Origin of the sequence: Dyella mobilis (genome assembly GCF_016904945.1) — a bacterium.
GTDB lineage: Bacteria > Pseudomonadota > Gammaproteobacteria > Xanthomonadales > Rhodanobacteraceae > Dyella_B > Dyella_B mobilis.
Genome location: NZ_JADIKF010000032.1, coordinates 114514 through 134613, shown reverse-complemented (window position 1 = coordinate 134613; position 20100 = coordinate 114514). Strand labels below are relative to the sequence as shown.

13 protein-coding genes are annotated in these 20100 nt (G+C 61.7%); 6 read left to right on the top strand and 7 right to left on the bottom strand.

Annotated elements, in window-relative coordinates:
- Positions 1 to 2 precede the first annotated feature (2 nt).
- From ISS99_RS02150 to ISS99_RS02130, 5 genes are all read left to right on the top strand, one after another.
- Positions 3 to 2405: an ADOP family duplicated permease gene (locus ISS99_RS02150; RefSeq protein ID WP_204629926.1), complete on the top strand. Its 2403-nt coding sequence runs from the start codon at positions 3 to 5 to the stop codon at positions 2403 to 2405.
- 141 nt (positions 2406 to 2546) lie between these two features.
- Positions 2547 to 3953, top strand: a complete 1407-nt coding sequence (locus ISS99_RS02145; protein WP_204629925.1) for a sigma-54-dependent transcriptional regulator — start codon at positions 2547 to 2549, stop codon at positions 3951 to 3953.
- Entirely contained in the window at positions 3937 to 5310 is a 1374-nt protein-coding gene (locus ISS99_RS02140; RefSeq protein WP_204629924.1) for a sensor histidine kinase, read from the top strand. The genes ISS99_RS02145 and ISS99_RS02140 overlap by 17 nt, the downstream gene beginning before the upstream one ends.
- Positions 5311 to 5414: 104 nt before the next feature.
- Positions 5415 to 6149, top strand: a complete 735-nt coding sequence (locus tag ISS99_RS02135; RefSeq protein WP_204629923.1) for a hypothetical protein — start codon at positions 5415 to 5417, stop codon at positions 6147 to 6149.
- 129 nt (positions 6150 to 6278) lie between these two features.
- On the top strand, positions 6279 to 6902 hold the full coding sequence (locus ISS99_RS02130) for a TIGR00645 family protein (protein WP_204629922.1): 624 nt from the start codon (positions 6279 to 6281) through the stop codon (positions 6900 to 6902).
- Positions 6903 to 7047: 145 nt separating this feature from the next.
- Here the strand turns inward: ISS99_RS02130 and ISS99_RS02125 are convergent, their stop codons facing one another.
- The 7 genes from ISS99_RS02125 to ISS99_RS02095 form a co-directional block, all read right to left on the bottom strand.
- Positions 7048 to 7608 (bottom strand): inclusion body family protein, encoded by a 561-nt coding sequence (locus ISS99_RS02125; RefSeq protein ID WP_204629921.1) that lies wholly within the window; start codon positions 7606 to 7608, stop codon positions 7048 to 7050.
- Positions 7609 to 8495: 887 nt separating this feature from the next.
- On the bottom strand, positions 8496 to 10649 hold the full coding sequence (locus ISS99_RS02120; RefSeq protein ID WP_204629920.1) for a TOMM precursor leader peptide-binding protein: 2154 nt from the start codon (positions 10647 to 10649) through the stop codon (positions 8496 to 8498).
- A gap of 101 nt (positions 10650 to 10750) precedes the next feature.
- Complete coding sequence (locus tag ISS99_RS02115) at positions 10751 to 11095, bottom strand: BMA_0021/BMA_0022 family TOMM bacteriocin (RefSeq protein WP_204629919.1); 345 nt, start codon at positions 11093 to 11095, stop codon at positions 10751 to 10753.
- Between the two features lie 14 nt (positions 11096 to 11109).
- Entirely contained in the window at positions 11110 to 11448 is a 339-nt protein-coding gene (locus tag ISS99_RS02110) for a BMA_0021/BMA_0022 family TOMM bacteriocin (protein ID WP_204629918.1), read from the bottom strand.
- 103 nt (positions 11449 to 11551) lie between these two features.
- Entirely contained in the window at positions 11552 to 15454 is a 3903-nt protein-coding gene (locus ISS99_RS02105; RefSeq protein WP_204629917.1) for a TOMM system kinase/cyclase fusion protein, read from the bottom strand.
- A 13-nt stretch (positions 15455 to 15467) separates the two neighbouring features.
- The gene (locus ISS99_RS02100; protein WP_204629916.1) at positions 15468 to 16424 is read right to left on the bottom strand and encodes an FHA domain-containing protein; all 957 of its coding nucleotides are present in this window, start codon (positions 16422 to 16424) and stop codon (positions 15468 to 15470) included.
- A gap of 387 nt (positions 16425 to 16811) precedes the next feature.
- Positions 16812 to 18686, bottom strand: coding sequence for an ATP-binding cassette domain-containing protein (locus ISS99_RS02095; protein WP_204629915.1), 1875 nt, complete (start codon positions 18684 to 18686; stop codon positions 16812 to 16814).
- 260 nt (positions 18687 to 18946) lie between these two features.
- Here ISS99_RS02095 and ISS99_RS02090 point away from each other — a divergent pair, with 260 nt between their 5' ends.
- A complete protein-coding gene (locus ISS99_RS02090; protein ID WP_284343855.1) occupies positions 18947 to 20083 on the top strand; it encodes a D-alanyl-D-alanine carboxypeptidase family protein in 1137 nt (378 codons plus the stop codon).
- The last annotated feature ends 17 nt before the right edge of the window (positions 20084 to 20100 follow it).

Here is a 20100-nt window from a genome sequence, read left to right as displayed (position 1 = left end):
CGATGATCATGCACGACCTGAAAGATGCGTGGCGGCGTTTGTATCGCAGGCCGGGCTACACGGTGTTGTCGGTGACGGTGTTGGGCATCGGCCTTGGCGTGGTGTTGTTCCTGTTTGGCGTGGTCGACAGCATGGTGCTCAGGCCGTTGCCGTTCTCTCATTCGCAGCGATTGGTGGCGATGGGGTATGCCAACCAGGACGGCGTGGGCCTGAACGACATGAGCGCCGACGAATTTCTGGCGTTGCGCTCGGGCATGCACAGCTTCGAGTCATCCGGTGCCTACGATCAGCTCAGGGTGGATATCGATACGGGAACGGGCGCCGTCTCCCACATCGGAACGGAGCTGACCGCATCGGTGTTGCCGATGCTCGGCGTGAAGCCCTTGATGGGCCGGCTCATTGCCGATCAGGACGACCGGCCGGGCGCTCCGCTCGTCGTACTGCTTGGCGAAACGGTGTGGCGCAACGAGTTCCACGCCGATCCGGGCATCGTGGGGCGAAAATTGCGCATCAACGGCGAATGGTCCACGGTCATCGGCGTATTGCCGAAGACGTTCGGTTTCCCTTTTATCAGCGATGTGTGGTTGCCGGAGCGTTTGCAGGTGGGCGAGGATGGCGATGTCGACGCCATTGCCTTGCTCAAGCCGTCGGTGTCGCTGACTCAGGCGCGCGACGAATGGCAGGCCGTGGCGGCCAACCTGGGCAACGCCTTGCGCGGCCAGCGTGCAGGTCGTCATCTGGCGATGAAGCCGCTGGCGCTGCGCTTCGTCGACGAAAACATCCGCAAATACGCCTGGCTGATGCTTGCAGCGGGGGTGATGGTATTGCTGCTCGCGTGCGCCAACGTGGCCAACCTGCAATTGGTGCAGGCACTCGGCCGTGGGCGAGAACTGGCGCTGCGCAGCGCCCTGGGCGCCAGCCAAGGACGTTTGTTGCGTACGCAATGGGTGGAATGCCTGTTGCTGAGCATCGCATCGTTCGCGCTGGCCTTGCTGATCACGCACGCCGGCCTCGGCTGGTTCGTGCACATATTGGTGAGCAACGATTCGGCGCCGCCGCTCTTCATGCATTTCCAAATCGATCCGAGGCTGTTTGTGCTCGGTGCGTTCGTCGCGTTGATGACCACGATGCTGGCAGGCTTGCTGCCGGCATGGCGCGTATCCCGATCGCAGCTTCAAGACACGCTGCGCGATGGCGGTCGCGGCGTCAGCGGAGGCATCTTTACACACGCTGCAAAGGTGCTGGTGGTGGCGGAGATCGCCTTCACCGTCATGCTGCTGGTGGGGGCGGGGACCTTCATCCATGGCCTGGAGCGCCTGCTTGCGCAACCGACCGGCAGCGGCTCCGACCCGGCCCACGTGTTGACGGCGCACTTGCATCTGCCCTCCGCGACCTATCCCGACGATGCGGCGCGGTCGCGCTATTTCCAGCGCCTGGTGGAACGGCTGCGGCAGGAGCCGGGCGTACTGGATGCCAGTGTGGCCGACACGATTCCCGACGCGGAGCTTGGGAGCCACGAATTTGTCGCTGCCTACGGCCAGTCGCGCGGCGTGGGCGGCTACCAGCGCGCGCAAATGGGTATCGTCGACGAACACTTCGCCCAGACCTACGGCATCAAGCTGATTGCGGGACGTTTCTTCAACGCGCAGGACCGCAACAGCAGCGAGTTGCTGGCCGTGATCGATCAGCGCCTGGCGCACGCATTTTGGCCGGGACGCTCTGCGGTAGGGCAGCAACTGGTGCTGCATCCGGAAGATCCGCGGCCGCAGATATTGCGAGTGATCGGTGTAACGGCCCCGTTGCAGCTCGACGGCACCTTGCAGGTGTCGCTGCCCAGCTTCATGCGGCCGCTCTGGCAGCAACCGGAAGGCGGTGACTTGGCCGTGCACACGCGCGAGGCAGCGTCGGCATACGTGCCCTCGTTGACGCGCATCGCGCACGAGCTGGATCCCGGGGCGCCGTTGTATGGCGTGCGTACGCTGGAGCAGGACATCACGATGGCACGCATCAAGCTCACCATCATCATCCAGATATTCAGCGCGGTCAGCCTGATTGCCCTGCTGCTGGCGGCGGCGGGTCTGTACGGCGTCCTGTCCTTTGCGGTCGCCCAGCGCACGCGTGAACTGGGCATACGGCGTGCCATCGGTGCCGGGAACCTGGCGATTGCCGGGCACGTAGGGAGCCAACTGGCTTTCCAGCTCGGCCTGGGGTTGGCGATCGGGGTGGGATTGGCCATGCCCTGGTCGGCGATGCTGGCGAACGCGCAACTGCACACCCACGGTTACGAAATGCAGGTATTTTTGCCGGTGCTGGTATTGATCGTACTGGTGGCTGCGGTGGCTTCGCTGGTGCCGTTGTGGCGTGCGCTGGCGGTGGAACCGGTGGTCGCGCTGCGGTACGAATGATCCATCGCTGCAGGGTCCGATCGTGCCGCCGGCGCGACCGGACTGCCGTTTGGCGGCTGTCACCCCGAGCACTGCGACGTGACCGTCACCCAACCACCACGCGGGCTACGCCAGAGCGCGAACAGGCCCTAAACTGAGAGTATGACTGAAGGTATGCCGCGCGAATCGACACCCGTAGTGCTCGTGGCCGACGACCAGGCCGACGTGCGCGAGGCCTTGCGCCTTTTGCTGAAATCCGAAGGCCTCGCCTGCGTCGGCGTGCCCGGCCCGGGCGAAGCGCTGGAAGCCTTGCGCCGGCGCGAATTCGCCTGCGCGCTGATCGACGGCAATTACAGCCGCGACACCACGTCCGGAGAAGAAGGACTGGAGTTGCTGGAGAACCTGCGGCAACAGGCCCCCGATGTGCCGGTGGTCGTGATGACGGCATGGGGCAACGTTCCGCTGACAGTGCAGGCGATGCGCCGCGGCGCCGCCGATTTTATCGAGAAGCCCTGGGACAACGCGCGCCTGATGGGTGTGCTGCGCGCGCAAATCGCCCTGAGTGAAAGCGTGCGCAAGCAGCGCCGGCTGGAAGCCGAAAACGCATTGCTGCGTGATAGCGCCCAGGATGAATTGATTGCCGAGTCGCCCGCCATGCGTCGGGTGCTGGCCATGGTCGAGCGCATTGCGCCCAGCGATGCGAACGTGCTGGTGCTCGGCGAAAACGGTACCGGCAAGGGTGTGATCGCACAGTATCTGCATCAGCGTTCCGCGCGTGCAGCCCAATCGCTGGTCAAGGTCAACATGGGGGGCATCGCCGAAAGCGTGTTCGAATCGGAGATGTTCGGCCACGTTCGCGGGGCGTACACCGATGCCAAGAGCGAACGCATCGGCCGTTTCGAGCTGGCCGACGGCGGCACTCTGTTTCTCGACGAAGTGGGCAACGTGCCTGCATCGCAGCAGCCGAAGCTGCTGCGCGTGCTGGAGGACGGCGAATTCGAGCGATTGGGCTCCTCGCATACCCAGCACGTCAATGTGCGACTGGTCTCTGCGACCAACGCCGACCTGCACGTGGAGGTGGCCGCGGGCCGGTTCCGGCGCGACCTGCTGTATCGGCTCAACACGTTTGAAGTGGCGTTGCCGTCGTTGCGCGATCGCGTGGAAGACATTCTCCCGCTGGCGCGCGCTTTCCTCGCGCGCAGTGCGCGGCGGTACGGGCGTACCTCGTTGCAACTGGCACCTTCGGCCGAGCGTGCGTTGAGGGCATGGCGCTGGCCGGGCAACGTACGCGAACTGCAGCATCTGATGGAGCGCGCGGCGTTGCTGGCTGAGCACGATCAGGTCAGTGCCTCGGCACTTTCGTTCGGCGCACCGCAGGATGCCGGTCACGATCTCGACAGCATGACACTGGAGCAGGCGGAGGCGTGGCTGGTCAAGCGCTCGCTGGAGCGCTTCGACGGCAATCTGCAGCACGCTGCCGACGCCTTGGGCATCACCCGCCAATCGCTGTATCGGCGCATGGAGAAACACGCATTGCGGGATGTATCCGGTGATGCCGACGCGGACTGAAGCGCCGACACGGCACGCCGGGCGCCTGCGTCGATTCGAGCGGCGAGTGCTGACGGGTGGCTGGCTGGTGGCGATGCCTGCATTGCTTTGCCTGCTTGCGTCGCCGTGGTGGATCGGCCGTCTGCACTTTCCCGTCGCCCAGCTCGCTCTGCTGGCCGTGGTCGTCGCGACGGCGTGGCTGGCGCGCTGGCAATGTCGCCGCGTGACTTACCCCGTCTACACCCTGGTGAGTCTGCTGGAAGCCTTGCGCGAAGGCGATTACAGCCTGCGCGGCGTGCAGGGCGGGGTGCTGGGCGACATGGTCTACAACATCAACGAGCTGGCGGCGCGGCTGCAGCAGGAACGCCTGGACTTCGAAGAAGCCTCGCACCTGCTGAGCAAGACGCTTGCCGCACTGGACAGTGCCGTGTTCGTCTTCGACGAAAAGCAGCGGCTTCGACTGGTGAATCCGGCCGGCCAGGCGCTGCTGGGCGAAACGCGCGATCGCCTGTTCGGCCGCAGCGCCGAAGCGCTGGGCCTGGCCGGCTGGCTGGAAGCGCCGGCGACGCGGCTGCTGACGCATGCATTTCCGGGGCACGCGGGCCGCTTCGAGATACGCCATGCAGGATTGCGCAGCGGCGGCCGCAGCAGTCGCTTGCTGGTCATCAACGACGTGGGGCGAGTGCTGCGCGACGAGGAGCGCCAGGCCTGGCAGCGCTTGCTGCGGGTGTTGGGGCACGAGGTCAACAACTCGCTGGCGCCGATCAGTTCGATGGCCGGAACCCTTGCCAATCTGGCGGCGCGTGAGCCCTTGCCCGAGGACTGGCGCGAAGATTTTCAGCGCGGCCTTGAGGTGATCGGGCAGCGCGCATCGTCGTTGACGCGTTTCCTTTCCAGCTACAGCAAGCTCGCGCGCCTGCCTGCGCCGCAACGACGCGAGCTGGAGCTGGGCACCCTGGTTCGCAACGTCATGCGATTGGAGCAGCGCCTGGAGGTGCGGATCGCATCGGATGATTCGTTGCACGTGCAGGCCGATGCGGATCAGCTGGAACAGGCCCTGATCAATCTGCTGCGCAATGCTGTGGAGGCCACTTCGACAGAGGGTGGCGGCGTCACTGTGCGATGGCGGCGCGAGGGGGGCGATGCCCTGATCGACATCGACGACGAAGGCCCCGGACCACCGTCCAGCGACAATCTCTTCGTGCCGTTTTTCACCACCAAGCCGGGCGGCTCGGGTATCGGGCTGGCCTTGGCGCGACAGATTGCCGAAGCGCACGGCGGCGGCGTCAGCCTGATCGCGCGCCCGGAGGGCCGCGGTGCGCGGGCCACGCTGTGGATCCCGCTCGACTTGCCAGGCGCCGAAGCTGGCGCGCACTGAACGGCGCTGCCGGCTATCGCCATCCGGCGGCGTGCTAACTTACTGCGCAACCCTTCGCGGACACCGAGGTGAAGATCGTGAGGAGCATCTTGCTTCCAGCGGCGATGATTCTGCTGATCGCCGGTGCCGCAACGACGGCCTCTGCCCAAAACAACGATGACGTCGTTGCGGCCAGCTACGAAGGAACCCTGGGTGCCCAGCGCATCGGGATGACGGTGACGGTCAAGGACAAGAAGCTCGTTCCCGACAGCCACTACTTCTATCAAAAACACCTGACCGATATTCCGCTCACCGGCACTGCAGGCGATGCCGTGACCTTGAAAGAGCCGGGCGGAGGCGCATTCGCGCTGCGTTTCAAGGGCAATGGCAGCAACGGCAATCAGCCGCTGACTTTCGACAACAGCGTTGGGTTGGTTGGCAGCTGGACGGGAACCGATGGCAAGACCTATCCGGTGGTCTTGTCCGGTGGCGGCGGAACCGTTGCGCCGGAACCGCCCGGTACACGCTGGTACAGAGACGTCACCAATAAAAGCGACCAGGCTTTCGAAGCTCAAGTTCAGGGCTTCTACAAAGCGGTGATGGCCGGGGATCGCAACGCTGCCGCGCACTACGTGAGTTTTCCGCTCCGCGTGAATTTTTCAGAATCCCGTCACGTGCAAATCAGGACGGCCTCGCAACTCGCTGCGCAGTGGGATCAGATATTCAACCGCTCGTGGATGAAGCGTGCAGCCGAGGCAATGCCGCACGACATGGCCGTTGTCCGGGGGCAGGCGATGCTGGGGCAAGGGCTCGCATTTTTCGGGGGAAACGGGCTTGAAGTGGTCAATGCAATGCCTTGATCGGCCAGCCGCCGAGCAAGGTTTTTCAATGTTCACGTACGCGTTGCTGAAGTCGAGGTCCGACGCGGCTTGCCTGGATTCTTTCGGTGCCGCTACGCTGATTCCCATCTCTTCAAGGAATAGACGCTCATGGACTCACCGAATCCGCCCCGCCTCGGTCCGCTGCCGATCCTGATCTTCGGTTCGCGCTGGTTGCAGTTGCCGCTTTATGTCGGCCTAATCGCGGCGCAATGCGTCTATGTGTATCTGTTCGCCAAGGAGCTTTGGCATCTGATCCACGAAGCTCCCAGCCTGGGCGAGCAGGAGATCATGCTGATCGTGCTCGGCCTGATCGACGTAGTGATGATTTCCAACCTGCTGATCATGGTGATCGTAGGCGGCTACGAAACCTTCGTATCGCGCCTGGGTCTGGAGAATCATCCGGACCAGCCGGAATGGCTGTCGCACGTCAACGCATCGGTTCTCAAGGTGAAGCTGGCGATGGCCATCATCGGCATTTCTTCGATTCACCTGCTCAAGACGTTTATTGCTGCGGGTGCCCTCGAAGGGTTGCCTTTCTGCTCCCCCGAAACCTTGGCCGCGATTGCCCAGAGCGACGGTGCCGGCGCCATGCTCAAGTGCGCCACGCTGACCCCGGTGGGTGTGATGTGGCAAACGATCATTCACGTCGTTTTTATTCTGTCCGCCATCGGCATTGCCTGGACGGACCGCATCATGCACGGCACCGCCGGCAACGGGAGAGGCGAGCATTGAGCTTTTCATGCGTTGAAGCAGGCATGTTGTGAGAATCGAAACGCTAGAAAGCCGCCGTCCCGGCTCCACCGGGGCGACGGCATCCTGGCCAATCAGGCGTCGCAATCCTTCGCGCCAATGGCCAGATGGGTGAGCAGTGTGGAACTTACTGCACGATGACGGTCGGATCCCAGGTCACATAGCCTTTCAGCACCTGCTTCTCGCCGGTGTTGTCGGTCTGGAACAAGGCGGCGCAGCACCAGAAGTTCTGCGCCGTGCCCTGGCTGCTGACCTTGGCGTCGCAGCTGGCGAAGCTCACCTTTGCGCCCTGGAACGGATATCCGTTGGGAGCGGTAGGCTGGGCAGCCTGTTGCAGCGTAATGACGTTCACCGTGGAAGGGTTGAGGACGGGAGTGCCGCCCGTCAATTGATAAATAAACGCAGCGCTATCCGAATTGCAGCTCGTGCTGACGGTGAAGAAGGAGATCAGGTCGCCAACGTTAGCCCTGAGCGAGATGTTGGCCGGATCGCCGTTGGTGGTCCAGCCGCGCGGATCGTCGGATACCATCCAGATTCCGTCGTGCCCGATGGGCGTCGGGGACTTCGGATCCTGGCTCAAGTTCGGGTTTGCTTTGATGATGGCGTCGACATTCATCGATGCCGTGACGTTGATGGTTTCGTGGGTCGACACGAGGCCGGGTTTGATAGCTGTGCTGACTTTGGCCATGGCTAGGTTCTCCGATGAAGTTGCCGGTGGATCAAAAGGGTGTGAAGAGCTTGGTCGATCGAAAATCACGTGGCGTCGCGGCCACTGTTGAAGCGAACGGCGCCGTTCTATCGCGTAGGACGGGATTCCCCCTCGGAGCACGATGGCATCCGGGACTGAAATCTTGCGAGAGCAGAGTTCGAGACTCCATTACAGGCCATTACAGCTCCAGGGAGCCGTGGCATTGGGAGTCATCTGCGCGGACTACGCAGATGACTCCCATGCATTCAGCGTGCAAAGCGCGCTGACCCCAAGGGTGTTCTTCAGCAAGAACCCCAGATGGTTCCGGACCAGAGTTGGGTTCCGTTGAACGAAACCGAGGCCGCGATACCCTTGAAGGGCGGGACTCCAATGCGGAAGCCGCACGTTTCCATGCAAACCTGCACGCTGGATCCACTGGGGATCGGCAGCGACACGGAGAAGCATATGTCTCCGATGACTGGGAAGTTCACGCAAATCTGGCCATTGTTGTAGCTGGCCGAAACGCACAGCGAAATGAGTGCAGCGAGCGTATTCGGTGGAAATTCGAACGCGTGCAGACCCTGATTGGCAGGTGCATCTGCCGGTTGCGCACGTGGAACTTTGGTCAAATCGCGGACGCCGTTGTCCGGCTGACAATTACAGTTGCCCATGATGTCCCCTTTCTGGATGGTTGCGCTCTCGAAAACTCGGAGTCGCGATGGATGTGTCTGTTGTCCTTGCAAACGTCGCGCCCTGAGGGCGCGACACTAGTCATTGGACGAAGTCACTTTAAAAAGGGGCTGGCGATGGCGTCGATTACAGCGGATTACAGGGCGGTGCGATGATCGTCGCGTGCTGCACACGTGGAACCGCTTGCTTGGAAAACATCAAAGAAATAGCGGCGCCGGATTGAGATGTTCTTCCGGAGTAGGCTTGCAAAGCCATCCAAGTTGTACCGGCACTTCATACAGCCGGCCTGCGCCAAACCTTGGCCAGAAATGACGCAGGCCTGGAACGATCACTTGTGCCACCGAAAGGCCGATATCCGGTCGCGACTTGTTGACGAAAAAAGACGACATTCCCGCGCGAGCGAAAGTGTCGACGCATTGGTCTATGTATTGTCGCAACGTTCCCTTCGGGAAAAGCTGTGGAGCCTCCGCCGGGCAGGAAGAGGGTTCGAGAAACGAGGCATCTTTCAGTTGCTCACGGTCCCATGGCGATGGCGCGTCAACGGAAGGGTCAAGCAATTGATTGAGTTCGGTGATGGCTCGCTTCACTGCCAGTTCGACGGTGAGATGACACCCGAAGCCGATGGCATAACGATCTCGTCGTGCGTGATGGGCAAGCGCCGCGCATACGGGTATGCGCAAGTCGTGCGTCAGGTCCAGCACCCACAGGCGCCATCCGTCAGTCGCATAGTCGTCCACTAAGCGCGTAAGCCACGTGTCGGCGAATGCTGACAGGTCGATGGCCGGGCGAGGTATCCGGTTGTACCACCAGATGGCTACGGCGTCGCGTTCGATCAATTCGAGCAGGCCTTGCAGTATGGCCTCTTCAAGGCAGTTTCCCGCCGCCGTGCCATTCGGATTGTAGATGCCGTAGGCGTGGCCGCTATCGGGCGGAGTTTCTGCAAAACAGTAAACCAGTGGTACGGCGTGGCGGCTGCCATCGTTCAAACACCAGGCAGTCGTCCAGTCGATGTGCGCGTCGTCAGGAAGCGGCTTGGGCACCTGCCGGCGCCGATCTCGTGTCGCCGCGTTGATGATGTCACGCCGCTGCACTTGTTCATGGCTGAAATGCTGAAGAGCGTCGAGCGCAATGGCCGATGCTCCAAGCGATTTTGTCGATGAACGTATGCGCGGCTCATCCCCCTGGAAAACGCTGCTGAAGCGCTCCAAGGCTTCGCACAACGCGCTGGCGCGCGCATCGTCGTCGGTTTCGCCCTTGCCCGCGCACACTTTGTCGAAAGGATTGCTGCTGTCAGGCGCGGTAGGACAGACAAGATAGCCAGAGACGTAGACTTTACGGGTGCCGATGTGGCGACCCGGCATGGCATGCAGATACGCTACGGGTCCGCACGTGGCGTCCACGAGGCGTTCGTGGCGCCGTAGCGTTTCGCCTGATGCAACAGTGCGAAATCCACCCTCGTGCAGTGGCAACTCCGACTCGGCCCGAGGGTCGATGCCTTTCATAGCCTGGTGCTGCATCCAGCCAGGATCTCCGCACACAGGGCACTGAGGTCGCCGCGTAGGCTGATGCTTGGCCGATTGCATCGAGGCTAGATCCAGAGACTCCATGCCTCGCAATAACGACCGGTCCCCTTCCGCATAGCGCTGGATCGCCAGCGCAATCAGGCCGCTCGCGATGGCCATGCTCGCAGGATGGCTTGCCTTTGGCAGCGAAATTGTAGAGCCTTTGCGGCGTTCAAGCAGGGTTTGCACGGGACGGTTGTGGCGCAGCCAGTATTGCAGGCAATGCAAGCAGAAGCTGTCGCCCGCGCCGAAGATGGGACCTATCAGCAGGCGCGTGCCGTGAACTTTCGCCAACAGAACGGGGGCGTCTGGCGCGCGCAGCACCGCCTCGATGGCAGGGTTCAGATAGTCGTCGACGAGGCAGACGATCAAATCGCCGCGCTCCGCCACCTCCACGTCGCCGGCGAGCAGCAGTTCCTTCAGGTTTTCCGCGTTGCAGGTGCCAATGCCGCGCAAAGACACGCGAAGCGGTGTCGCATGGCGCCATCCCATGAGTTCTTCGAAGGCTGCGCGTTCGTCGCACGCGTGGGAATCGGCATCGACCAGATAATCCCGTGCGAGCAATTGCTCGACTAGATAAATGACGTCCGGTGGCGATACCCGGTCGCTTAGATGTGTCGTCAACTCCGAGACCGAGCGAACGCCGTCAATGGCCTGTAGCAAGGCAACCAGTTGTTCGCCGCCCAGTCGATTGCTGCGGCGTTCGGAGATGATGTAGGCGCAGTCACGTTCGGTCGCGGCGACGTGCAGGCTTGGACGGAAACGGGGAACAAAATGGGCATCGATCATGGGCGAAAGAGATAGTGGAGGCGGCCGCAAGAAAGCCGGTCCAGCGACCTCGCGACGCAGGGCGCTGGATCCCGGCTCCGGGAAGGGGTGGCGTATGGTGCTCAGCAGCAGGTGAACAGGTAAACCGGACCCGAATCATTGAAGAGCGAAAGAGCAACCGGCTGCTCTTCGAATTTGGGCGGGGCGTCGGGAATGCCTACGCGTATCCGGTTCATCGGCAGATCTTTCCATTGGCCGTCCACATATTGCGCGGCTTCCGCTTCCTCGATCTTCAGGTGGACCTCCCAGGGGAGGCGATAGCTGAAGTATCGCTGCAAGGTATCTGCTGGGTCCTTCAGGAAGCTCTTCTTGAACTCCGGGTCGGTCCAGCTCATGGCGACTGCGCGCAGATAGACTTCGTTGAATTCGATAATGGATTCATAGCTTGGTACGGCATTGTTGCGCATGCGTGTAGATCCTTTCAGGACTGAAGGAAGGTCATGTGCGTGCTGTAATACTGCGCCAGCGCTTCGGCGCGCAGTTCTTCCGGCGGGGCTTTGGGCAAAATGATGGTGAGCGTATTGGCATCGTTGCGAATGAGGTCAATGCCAAGCTCCTTGGACCAGTGGCCGCAATGATCGAAGGCTTCCAATTGCAGGCTGAAAGGGAAGTCGTAGCCAAATTCGTCGCGCAAGGCTTTTTTTGGGTTTTCCAGGTAGCGCTTCTTGAACTCCTGGTCGTTCCAGCACTTGGCGATGACTTTGAGGGTGATGGTGCGGTAATGCAGAAATTTGTCGTAGATGGACAGCGGCAAGCTCATCGGTAGTCGCTCCTGCAACGGTTGGGGTGCGGTTGTTGGCGCCGGCTTGCCGTGTCGCGATCACGTGGCGGCAAGTCGTGCCGAAGAGAATGCTCGTGATGGATTACGCCATTTGGCAGGTCCATTCGCTCGGGGTCGCCTGCAATGTCTGGAGGCGATACCTGCATTGCATGAGGGTGCGTTGCATGCCCGTGGCTTGGGCATGCGTTTGCGCGCATTCGAGCGAGGCAATGATGTCAGTCGTTGCGGAGGCAGTTTGCAGGCGCTGCAAGATATCTGCCTTTCGACAATAGAGTTCTGCCAGGTAATAGCGCTCGCCGGTGCATTCGGCCCTGGTTATGCAGGCATCGATACGCGCCAATGCGCGCTCGGGCTGCCCCTGCTCAAGCTCGATGTTTGCGGCCAGGGCAGGGTAATAAGTGAATCCTAGCAAGCACCCCAAGTTTTCCAGTGCGCCAATGGATTGGCAGACGAGGGACAAGTCCGCTTGTGCCCAGCCATACATGATGCTCGTATAGGCGCCGATGGCCGGGATGCCATAACGTTGTGCCATGCCCATGGCGCGACTGCTTGCGATCATGGTCAGTTTTCGCTCGCCTGCGTGTTGCAACACCAGCGCCTGGTAAAGCAGGGCCAGGCACAATGATGGAATGTGATTGAGTCCTTCCGCTTCCCTTACGGTGCCGGCCGCCATCTCCAAGGCTTCCGTGCCGTTGGGCACGGTGAACCAGCGAACATTGGCGAGTGCAGCCATGCTCCAGACGCGCGAATCCACGCCGATCTGCCGCAAAAGATTGGCCTGAGGCACGGCGTCATAGTTCCGCCATACCCACTCCAACGTATCGGCGGCGGCACAATAGTTGCCTTCGATCCAGTGGCACATGCCCAGCACGTTGCGCGCCGCCACGAGCTGGGTGACGTCGTTTGCCTCCAAGGTGATGGCTTCCATTCGCTGGGCAATCTGATGCGTTTCCGTGCGGTGGCCAGCGACGTGATGGTAGGTGGCGAGCGCCCACAGGCTGGGAACGGCACGGGGGTCGCTGGCGACTTGCGAGGAAAGCGTCAAAGTGCGCTGCGCGTTGTCCGCTACGCGTGGATCGACCCAGCCGTACTTCGACATGCCAGCCAGAGTCAGCAGCGTTCGAACGTCGAACTCTGCCTTGGGGCGTTCGTCGTCCGGGAGCTTTTCGCACCAATCCAGGCATCGTTCCGCGAACTGCAGGGCGTCTTCGTATAGACCGCGTTCCAGGGCCGATTGCGAAGCTGCGACACCGTGAGGGATTGCTTTGGCGTAATGCGTCGCTTTGCTGAAATGGTAGGCAAGGTCGGCGGCGACGCGAGCGCGATCGGTATGCCCGCTGGCCTCGAGCTGCAGGCCAATGCGTTCGTGCACCGATTCACGGGTACGTTGCAGCATCGAGCCGTAGGCAGCATCGCGAATCAACGCGTGGCGAAATACGTAGCAGTCGCCGGCCACGAGCCGCTTGCGGTGGAGTACCCCTGCAGCGACCAGCGTTTGCAGGTCGTCGTGGATTTCGCTGCGGTCCCGCGTTGAAACGCGCATAAGTAATTCAGAGTCGAACTCGCGGCCGATGGCGGCAGCCCATTGAGCCGTGTCCTTGGCATCCCCGGCGGTATCCAGGAGCTGTGCCAGCGTATCGAGCAAGGTGGCGGGGACCTCGTTCAACACATCGCGTGTTGCATCGGTGCGCGGCGTGATGGCCACGCGAACCAGCTCTTCAGCGAACAAAGGGATGCCGTCCGCGCGATCCGAAATGGCCTGCACCGTTTGCTCGGACAGGCCTTTTCGTTGTCCGATTTGGCGCACCATCGCCAGCACGTCAGCGTGCGAGAGCGGGCCGATTTCCATTTTCGTTGCGCAAAGTGTCGTGGCATCGACCGGGCGTGACGTCATGAGCAGGAATACGTGGCGATCGGCCAGATCGCCTTCCATCAATGCCAGCCACTCCATCGTGGTTGGATCGGCCCAGTGAACGTCTTCGATACACACCAGCAACGGTCGCCCGCGTGCGTGGTTCATCAGCATGGCTTTGATGGCGCTCAGAAGAATCTGGCGCTGTCTTACCGGCGCGTGCAGGGCGGGAGCCAGGCTATCTGGTGCACAGATTCCCATCCAACTGCACAGAATGGGCAACGCCTCCTCGGATTCCCCACTGTCGGCCAATGCGCGAGACAATCGTTCGAAGCTCGAAAGCTCGTCCGTTGCCTGATCCTGCTGGAGCGTGGCAGACAGCAACCGAAGTATGGGGTACAGCGCATTGTTGCGCCGCTCCGAAAGGCAATGGCATTCCAGCACCATGCCGCCGAAGCGTTCGGCTTCGCTTGCCGTTTCGCGCACGAGCCGCGATTTGCCGATGCCGGCGTCCCCGACGATCAGCCAACTGGAGCCCTGGCCTGATACGGCAGAGTGCCAGGCTCGTTGCAGATGAAGACACTCTTCCTCCCGTCCAATCATGGAGATGTCCGGGCTGCCGGGTTGCAGGAAAACGTGCGCTTCGGTTTCCCGTTCTCCGATCATCAGGTTGGTGCCGATGGCGTGCCCGTGCTCATCGGGCACCCGCATGGAATACGCTTCGAATGAGATGTGTCGATCCAGAATGGTCCTGGTCGTTTGGCTGACCACGATGTTGTTGGCGGGGGCCAACCGCTCCAATCGCTGGGCGACCATGGGGGCGAGCCCATCGGGCAGTTGATCGTGTCGGACGACCACCATTCCCGTGTGCAGCCCGGCAGTCAGTTCCAGCGCGCAACCTCGTGATGCTTCGAGAAGTTGGCTGCGCTGTCTTACTTGTGCCAGAAGTTCCAATGCCGTTCGGGCAGCACGGCGTGCGTCTGTATCGCTGGCCTTCGGGTAGCCGAAATAGAAACGCAGGGTGCCGCCAAGGGCTCCGCCGAAATAGCCGCCGAAGCGCACGCCGGTGTCCATGCACAATCGGATTTGATCCGACAGCAGCACGTCCATGGTGTCGATGTAGGTTGCGGCTGACGTCGGGCCGACGAGCGTGAGGTTGCAGCACAGAGTCGTTATCTGCCGCAATTGCGCCGGCCTCAGCGTCTGGCCATCGACCAATGTATCGCCGACGGGCGGATGTTGCGGCGTGAGCTTCCCCACCAGATTGCCGATATCGATGCGGCGCAGGTCGTCATAGACTTGTCGTGCATCGTGAGCGCGAAGAGCGACGTCCTTCTGCAAAACCCGCCGCAGCAGTTCGGCGAGGGGGTGGTCGATGATCGAGTGCGGAAGCGCTACCGGATGCGGGTTGAGTTGCTGATGGAACACTTCCGCGAGCGTCGCGCCGCGAATGGCTTGTTGGCCTGTCAGGCATTCCAGGAAGATCAGACCCCAGGCGTACAAGTCGCCCTTTACCGATGGCGCCTCGCCGCGGAGTTGCTCTGGCGCGCCGTAGGAGGGCGTTCCAAGCGTCTCGTTGGTCATGGTCAGGCGCGGTGCGTCCATGCTTTGACGTTCCGATACGACCGTTCCGATGCCGAAGTCGAGCACCTTCGCCTGCGGCCTGCGGCCGGTCTGGCTGATCATGATGTTCTGCGGCTTGAGATCGCGGTGCACGATGCCTGCATCGTGCGCGCAGGCCAGCGCATCGAGAATTTGCAACATCAATTCGCAAGCGGCTTCCGGTTCGAGGGCGCTCCGCTGCAGCAGCAAGTCGGCGAGAGTCGTGCCGGGGATGTACTCGAACGCGGCAAACCACAGCGTATCGCAGATGCTTCCTTTATCCAGCAATCGCACGATGTGTGCGTGATGCAGCTGCCCGCAGATCTGCGTCTCCCGATCGAATCGCATGGCCATGCGCTGGCGGCGGCCCGGGTCGAGATGAGCTTCGAGGTTGATCACCTTCAATGCGACGGTCTGCCCCGTGCTGATCTGCTCGCCTCTCCACACCTGGCTCGTTCCGCCTCGTCCCAGTCGCCCGGAAATGCGGTAGCCACGCTCGAGCAGTTCGTTGGCAAGTTGGTCGGTTTGCACGCTAGGCCTCCGCTTACTGCATGGCCGCGGGGGAATAGCTGCCTTCCAGTTTGGAACCGCGCGCAATGTCGTAGGCAAGCGCACCTAGCCGTACGTCGCCACGCCGCCGCTCGATGATGAGCGGCGCGAAGGCGTGTTCGCGCAGGGCGGATACCAGCTGATTGCGGGCGCGATAGACCTGAATGTTCAGATGCGGCGGGTCCATGCCAAGCATGCGCGAGAGGCGGTCCATTCCGATCCATCCTTGCTCCAGCGGATCGATGCCGGCTTGCTTGTCGGCCAGCCGTTTGCGTGCGAGCGTGGCGAGCAGATAGTGGTGACTGCGTTCTCCCAGATCCAGCGTACGATCTCGCGTCGACAAGGTCAGGTTGACGTGTTCCTCATCGAGGCTCACCCGGAAATGCAGGTGCAAGGGAAGTTGGTCGCTGCTGGAGGCTTGCAAGGTTGCAATGTCGACATCGCGTTGCAGAAAACGCCAGGACCTGTCCGCGATAGTGATGTGTTGCCCGTTGTGCAGATGGATGGAGTCTTCGCCGCATTCCAGCCACCAACAACCGTCCAGGCCCTGATAAATCGAGGTGGAGGGTCGGTGCGGGTCGGGTAGCTGATTCCAGGTCTTGAGCGGGAGCGGCGCAGTATCGGCTTCATCCCGCGGTACGAGGACGGGTCCTGGCGGTGTCAGATCGATGACGGTCCAGTCGCTGAGTTCGTTCGCCGAGAACCGGATGTGCTGTTCAATCTGCAAATCGGTCCACACGCCGGCGGGCAATCGTCGTCCGGATAACAGCGTTCCGTTGCGGCTGTAGTCGATGATTTGCCAGCGATCGCCGCGCCAGCCGATGGCGGCGTGGATCTGTGAAATGTCGGCGCTTGCAAGAACGGTATCGGTGCGATCCACGTGTCGCCCGAAAACGTGATTGGCTTTTAGTACGCACCATTCCTTGGTGGCACCGTGATGCACAATGGCCATAGCAATTTCTCCCCCTGTTGAAGTCATTGCTTGATTGGGCTTGGGATGTGTCTTGCGTATCGCGTCGGTGGCACCCTTCGCATCCGGCAGGGATGCATAGGGTTACCGGCCGAGCAGGCGATTTTCTTCGATGGTGTGCGTCACCGATTCGTTGGGGATCGACTCGGCATTAAAGGGGCCTCGTGGTGACGAGTGCGTGAAATGAACCGAAACCAGCCCGTGGTGCGCGGCCGCCGTAAGCTGGATTTGGCAAGCCGTTGTACCGGCTCGCCGCAAAGCTTTGGTTTGCATCGCGCACGGCGGGTGTGGGCCGTGCGCGCGGTCTTGGCGTCCTCGAATCCTGCCCGTGCGGCAGCGATGCAATCGGAGGACGAGGTGATCGGAGTATCAGCCTTCCAGTTCCGACCAGCGCACGTAGGCGGAATCGAGTTCTGCCTGAGCCTTCGCCAAGGCTTCGTTTGCGTGCTGAATGGCGGCGGCGTCTTGTTGGTAGAACGACGGATCGTTCATTGCCTCGGCACGCGCTGCTATCTCCGTCTCGAGCTGTTCGATGCGTGCCGGCAGTTGCTCCAGTTCGCGCGCATCTTTGTAGCTGAGCTTTCGTTTTGCCTTGTCGGCGGCGGTGGGCGTTTCCGGCGTGGCGGCTGGCCTGGTGTCGAGAGTTTGAATCTCGGCCGGTTTGCGTTCTGCGGGTTTTTGACGCAACCAGTCGCTATACCCGCCGACGTATTCGCCGACCGTGCCGTTGCCTTCCAGTACCAGCGTGCTGGATACGACGTTGTCGAGAAATTCGCGGTCGTGCGAAACCAGCAGCAGCGTGCCCTGGTATTCGGTGAGCAGTTCTTCCAGCAGTTCCAGCGTTTCGACGTCCAGATCGTTGGTCGGTTCGTCCATCACCAACAGATTGGAGGGTTGCGCAAAAAGTTTGGCCAGCAATAGACGATTGCGCTCGCCGCCGGAAAGGCGGGTGATGGGGGCGCGCGCACGTTCGGGCGAAAACAGGAAGTCCTGCAAATAGCCGATGATGTGCTTGCGTTGCCCGTTGAGTTCGATGTATTCGCGGCCTTCGGCCACGTTGTCCAGCGCATTGAGCGCATCGTTGAGCTGCGCGCGGTGCTGGTCGAAATAAGCAATCTGCAAACCGGTGCCAAGCGTGACCTCGCCGCGTTGCGGCGTCAGTTCGCCCAGCAGAATCTTGAGCAGCGTGCTCTTGCCCGCACCGTTGGGCCCGATGATGCCCACGCGGTCGCCACGCATGATGGCCGTGCCGAGATCGTCGATCAGTACGCGGCCGCCATAAGCCTGGTGCACGTGCTGCAGATCGATCACTTTCTTGCCGGAAGCCTGCGCATTGGCCAGCGACATCTTCGCTGTGCCGCTCAACTCGCGTCGTTCGGATCGTTCGCGGCGCAAGGCTTTCAGCGCACGAACGCGGCCTTCGTTGCGGGTGCGGCGCGCCTTGATGCCCTGGCGGATCCATACTTCTTCTTGTGCGAGCTTCTTGTCGAACAGCGCATTGGCTTGTGCTTCGGCGTGCAGGCGTTCTTCGCGCCGGCGCAGGTAGTTGTCGTAATCGCCGGGCCAACTGGTGAGCTGGCCGCGATCGATTTCGACGATGCGCGTGGCCAAGGCACGCAGAAAACTGCGGTCATGCGTGACAAATATGATGCTGCCTTCGAACTGCTTGAGGAAACCTTCCAGCCAGCCGATCGCTTCGATGTCCAGATGGTTGGTGGGTTCGTCCAGCAACAGCACGTCGGGCTTGCGCACGAGTGCCTGTGCCAGCAGTACGCGGCGCTTCATGCCGCCCGACAGCGCTGCAAAGTCGGTGTCAGCCGGCAGTTCAAGCTTGGTCAGCACGTCGTTGACGCGGCGATCGAGATCCCAGCCGTGTTGCGCTTCGATCTGGTCCTGCACGTCGCCGAGTGCATCCAGGTCGCCTTCGGCCAGCAGGTGGTGATAGCGCGCCAGCAAGTGGCCGAGATCGCCAAGGCCATCGGCGACCACGTCGAACACGCTGCCTTGGGTGGCTTGCGGAACTTCCTGCGCCATGCGCGCAACGATGACGCCGCCTTGCACGCGCACTTCGCCGTCGTCGGCACGCAGCTCGCCGGCGATCAGCTTCATCAGGGTGGATTTGCCTTCGCCGTTACGGCCGACGATGCACACGCGCTCGTTCGCCTCGATGGAGAGGTCGACGTGTTCGAGCAGGAGGGGGCCGCCGATGCTGAAATCGACGCGCTGAAGTTGGATCAGGGACATCCGCCTATTTTAACCAAGCCGACCGGCCGGATGCTCGGATTCGGGGCGGCGCTAAAGACACGTGACAGGTTGTCGATGAATAATTCAGGCGGTCGTCACGGTAGCGTAACAGGTTCTTACGCCGTCCGACTACGTTAAATTTTACAAAAACATGCACTTAGCATGGCCGATTAAAGTATTTCCTCTGGAAATTGCGATGGCTATGCATTAAGGTTGCGCGACGCGGGGCAAACCGCGGTTTTGGGAGTTAGGAGGCCGTGGTGAACAGCATCAAGTCCAATCAGCCACGGCCTTTGCTGGACCGGGTCCTGGGGCTGTTTGCGGCCATGCTGGTGGTCGGCCTTGGCGTTTTCGCCGGGGTGGCCCACGCCGGCTATGCGGCCATCGTCATCGATCCGGCGACCGGCGAGGTGCTCAGTGCGGTGAACGCCGATGAGCAGAACTACCCGGCTTCGCTGACCAAGATGATGACGCTGTACCTCACCTTCCAGGCACTGCAGAGCGGCAAGCTCAAGGTCGACCAGGAACTGCCCGTATCCAGCTTGGCTGCCTCGCAGGCACCTACCAAGTTGGGTTTGCGCGCCGGTCAGACCATCGCGGTCAACGATTGCATCCTCGGCATGGTGACCAAGTCGGCCAATGACGCCGCCACGGTCGTGGCCGAGGCGCTGGGCGGTTCGGAGGACCATTTCTCCGACATGATGAATGCCCAGGCGGCGCTGCTCGGCATGGGTTCCACCCACTTCGACAACCCCAATGGCCTGCCGGACCCGGACAACAAGAGCACGGCGCGTGACATGGCCAAGCTGGCGATCGCGCTGTATCACGATTTTCCGCAGTATTCCCATTATTTTGCGACCAAGGATTTCGTGTTCCGCGGCCAGCTGATCCGCGGGCACAACAACCTGATGGATCGCTATCCGGGCATGGATGGTCTGAAGACCGGCTTCACGGACGCTTCCGGTTTCAACCTCGCCTCCACCGCCGTGCGCGATGGGCATCGTCTGTTTGCAGTGGTGCTGGGCGGTCGCACCGCCCGCGCCCGCGATAATTTGATGGCACGTCTGCTCGATGACGGTTTCGATCATCGGCCGACCCCCGATGCGCTGATCGCCGCGGCCAGCATCGGCGGTTCCACGCGCCGCGTACTCGCTGCGCTGTCGCCGATCGGCACGGCTGATGCCGAAGATGCGCCGGTTACCCATCGCCGCTGCAGCCGGGCCTGCATGCAGGCCCGGGCTACCCCGGCGTGCAAGCCGCATCGCGGCAAGACTTGTCCGCCGGCCGCCAAGTCGACCAAGGCCAAGCACAGCAGCGGCACCACCCGCCTGGCCCATCGCAACCGCAAGACCAAGAAGCCGGTGATGCTGGCCGCGTCGGCCGACAAGAAAGAATAAGCAACGATCCGTTTACG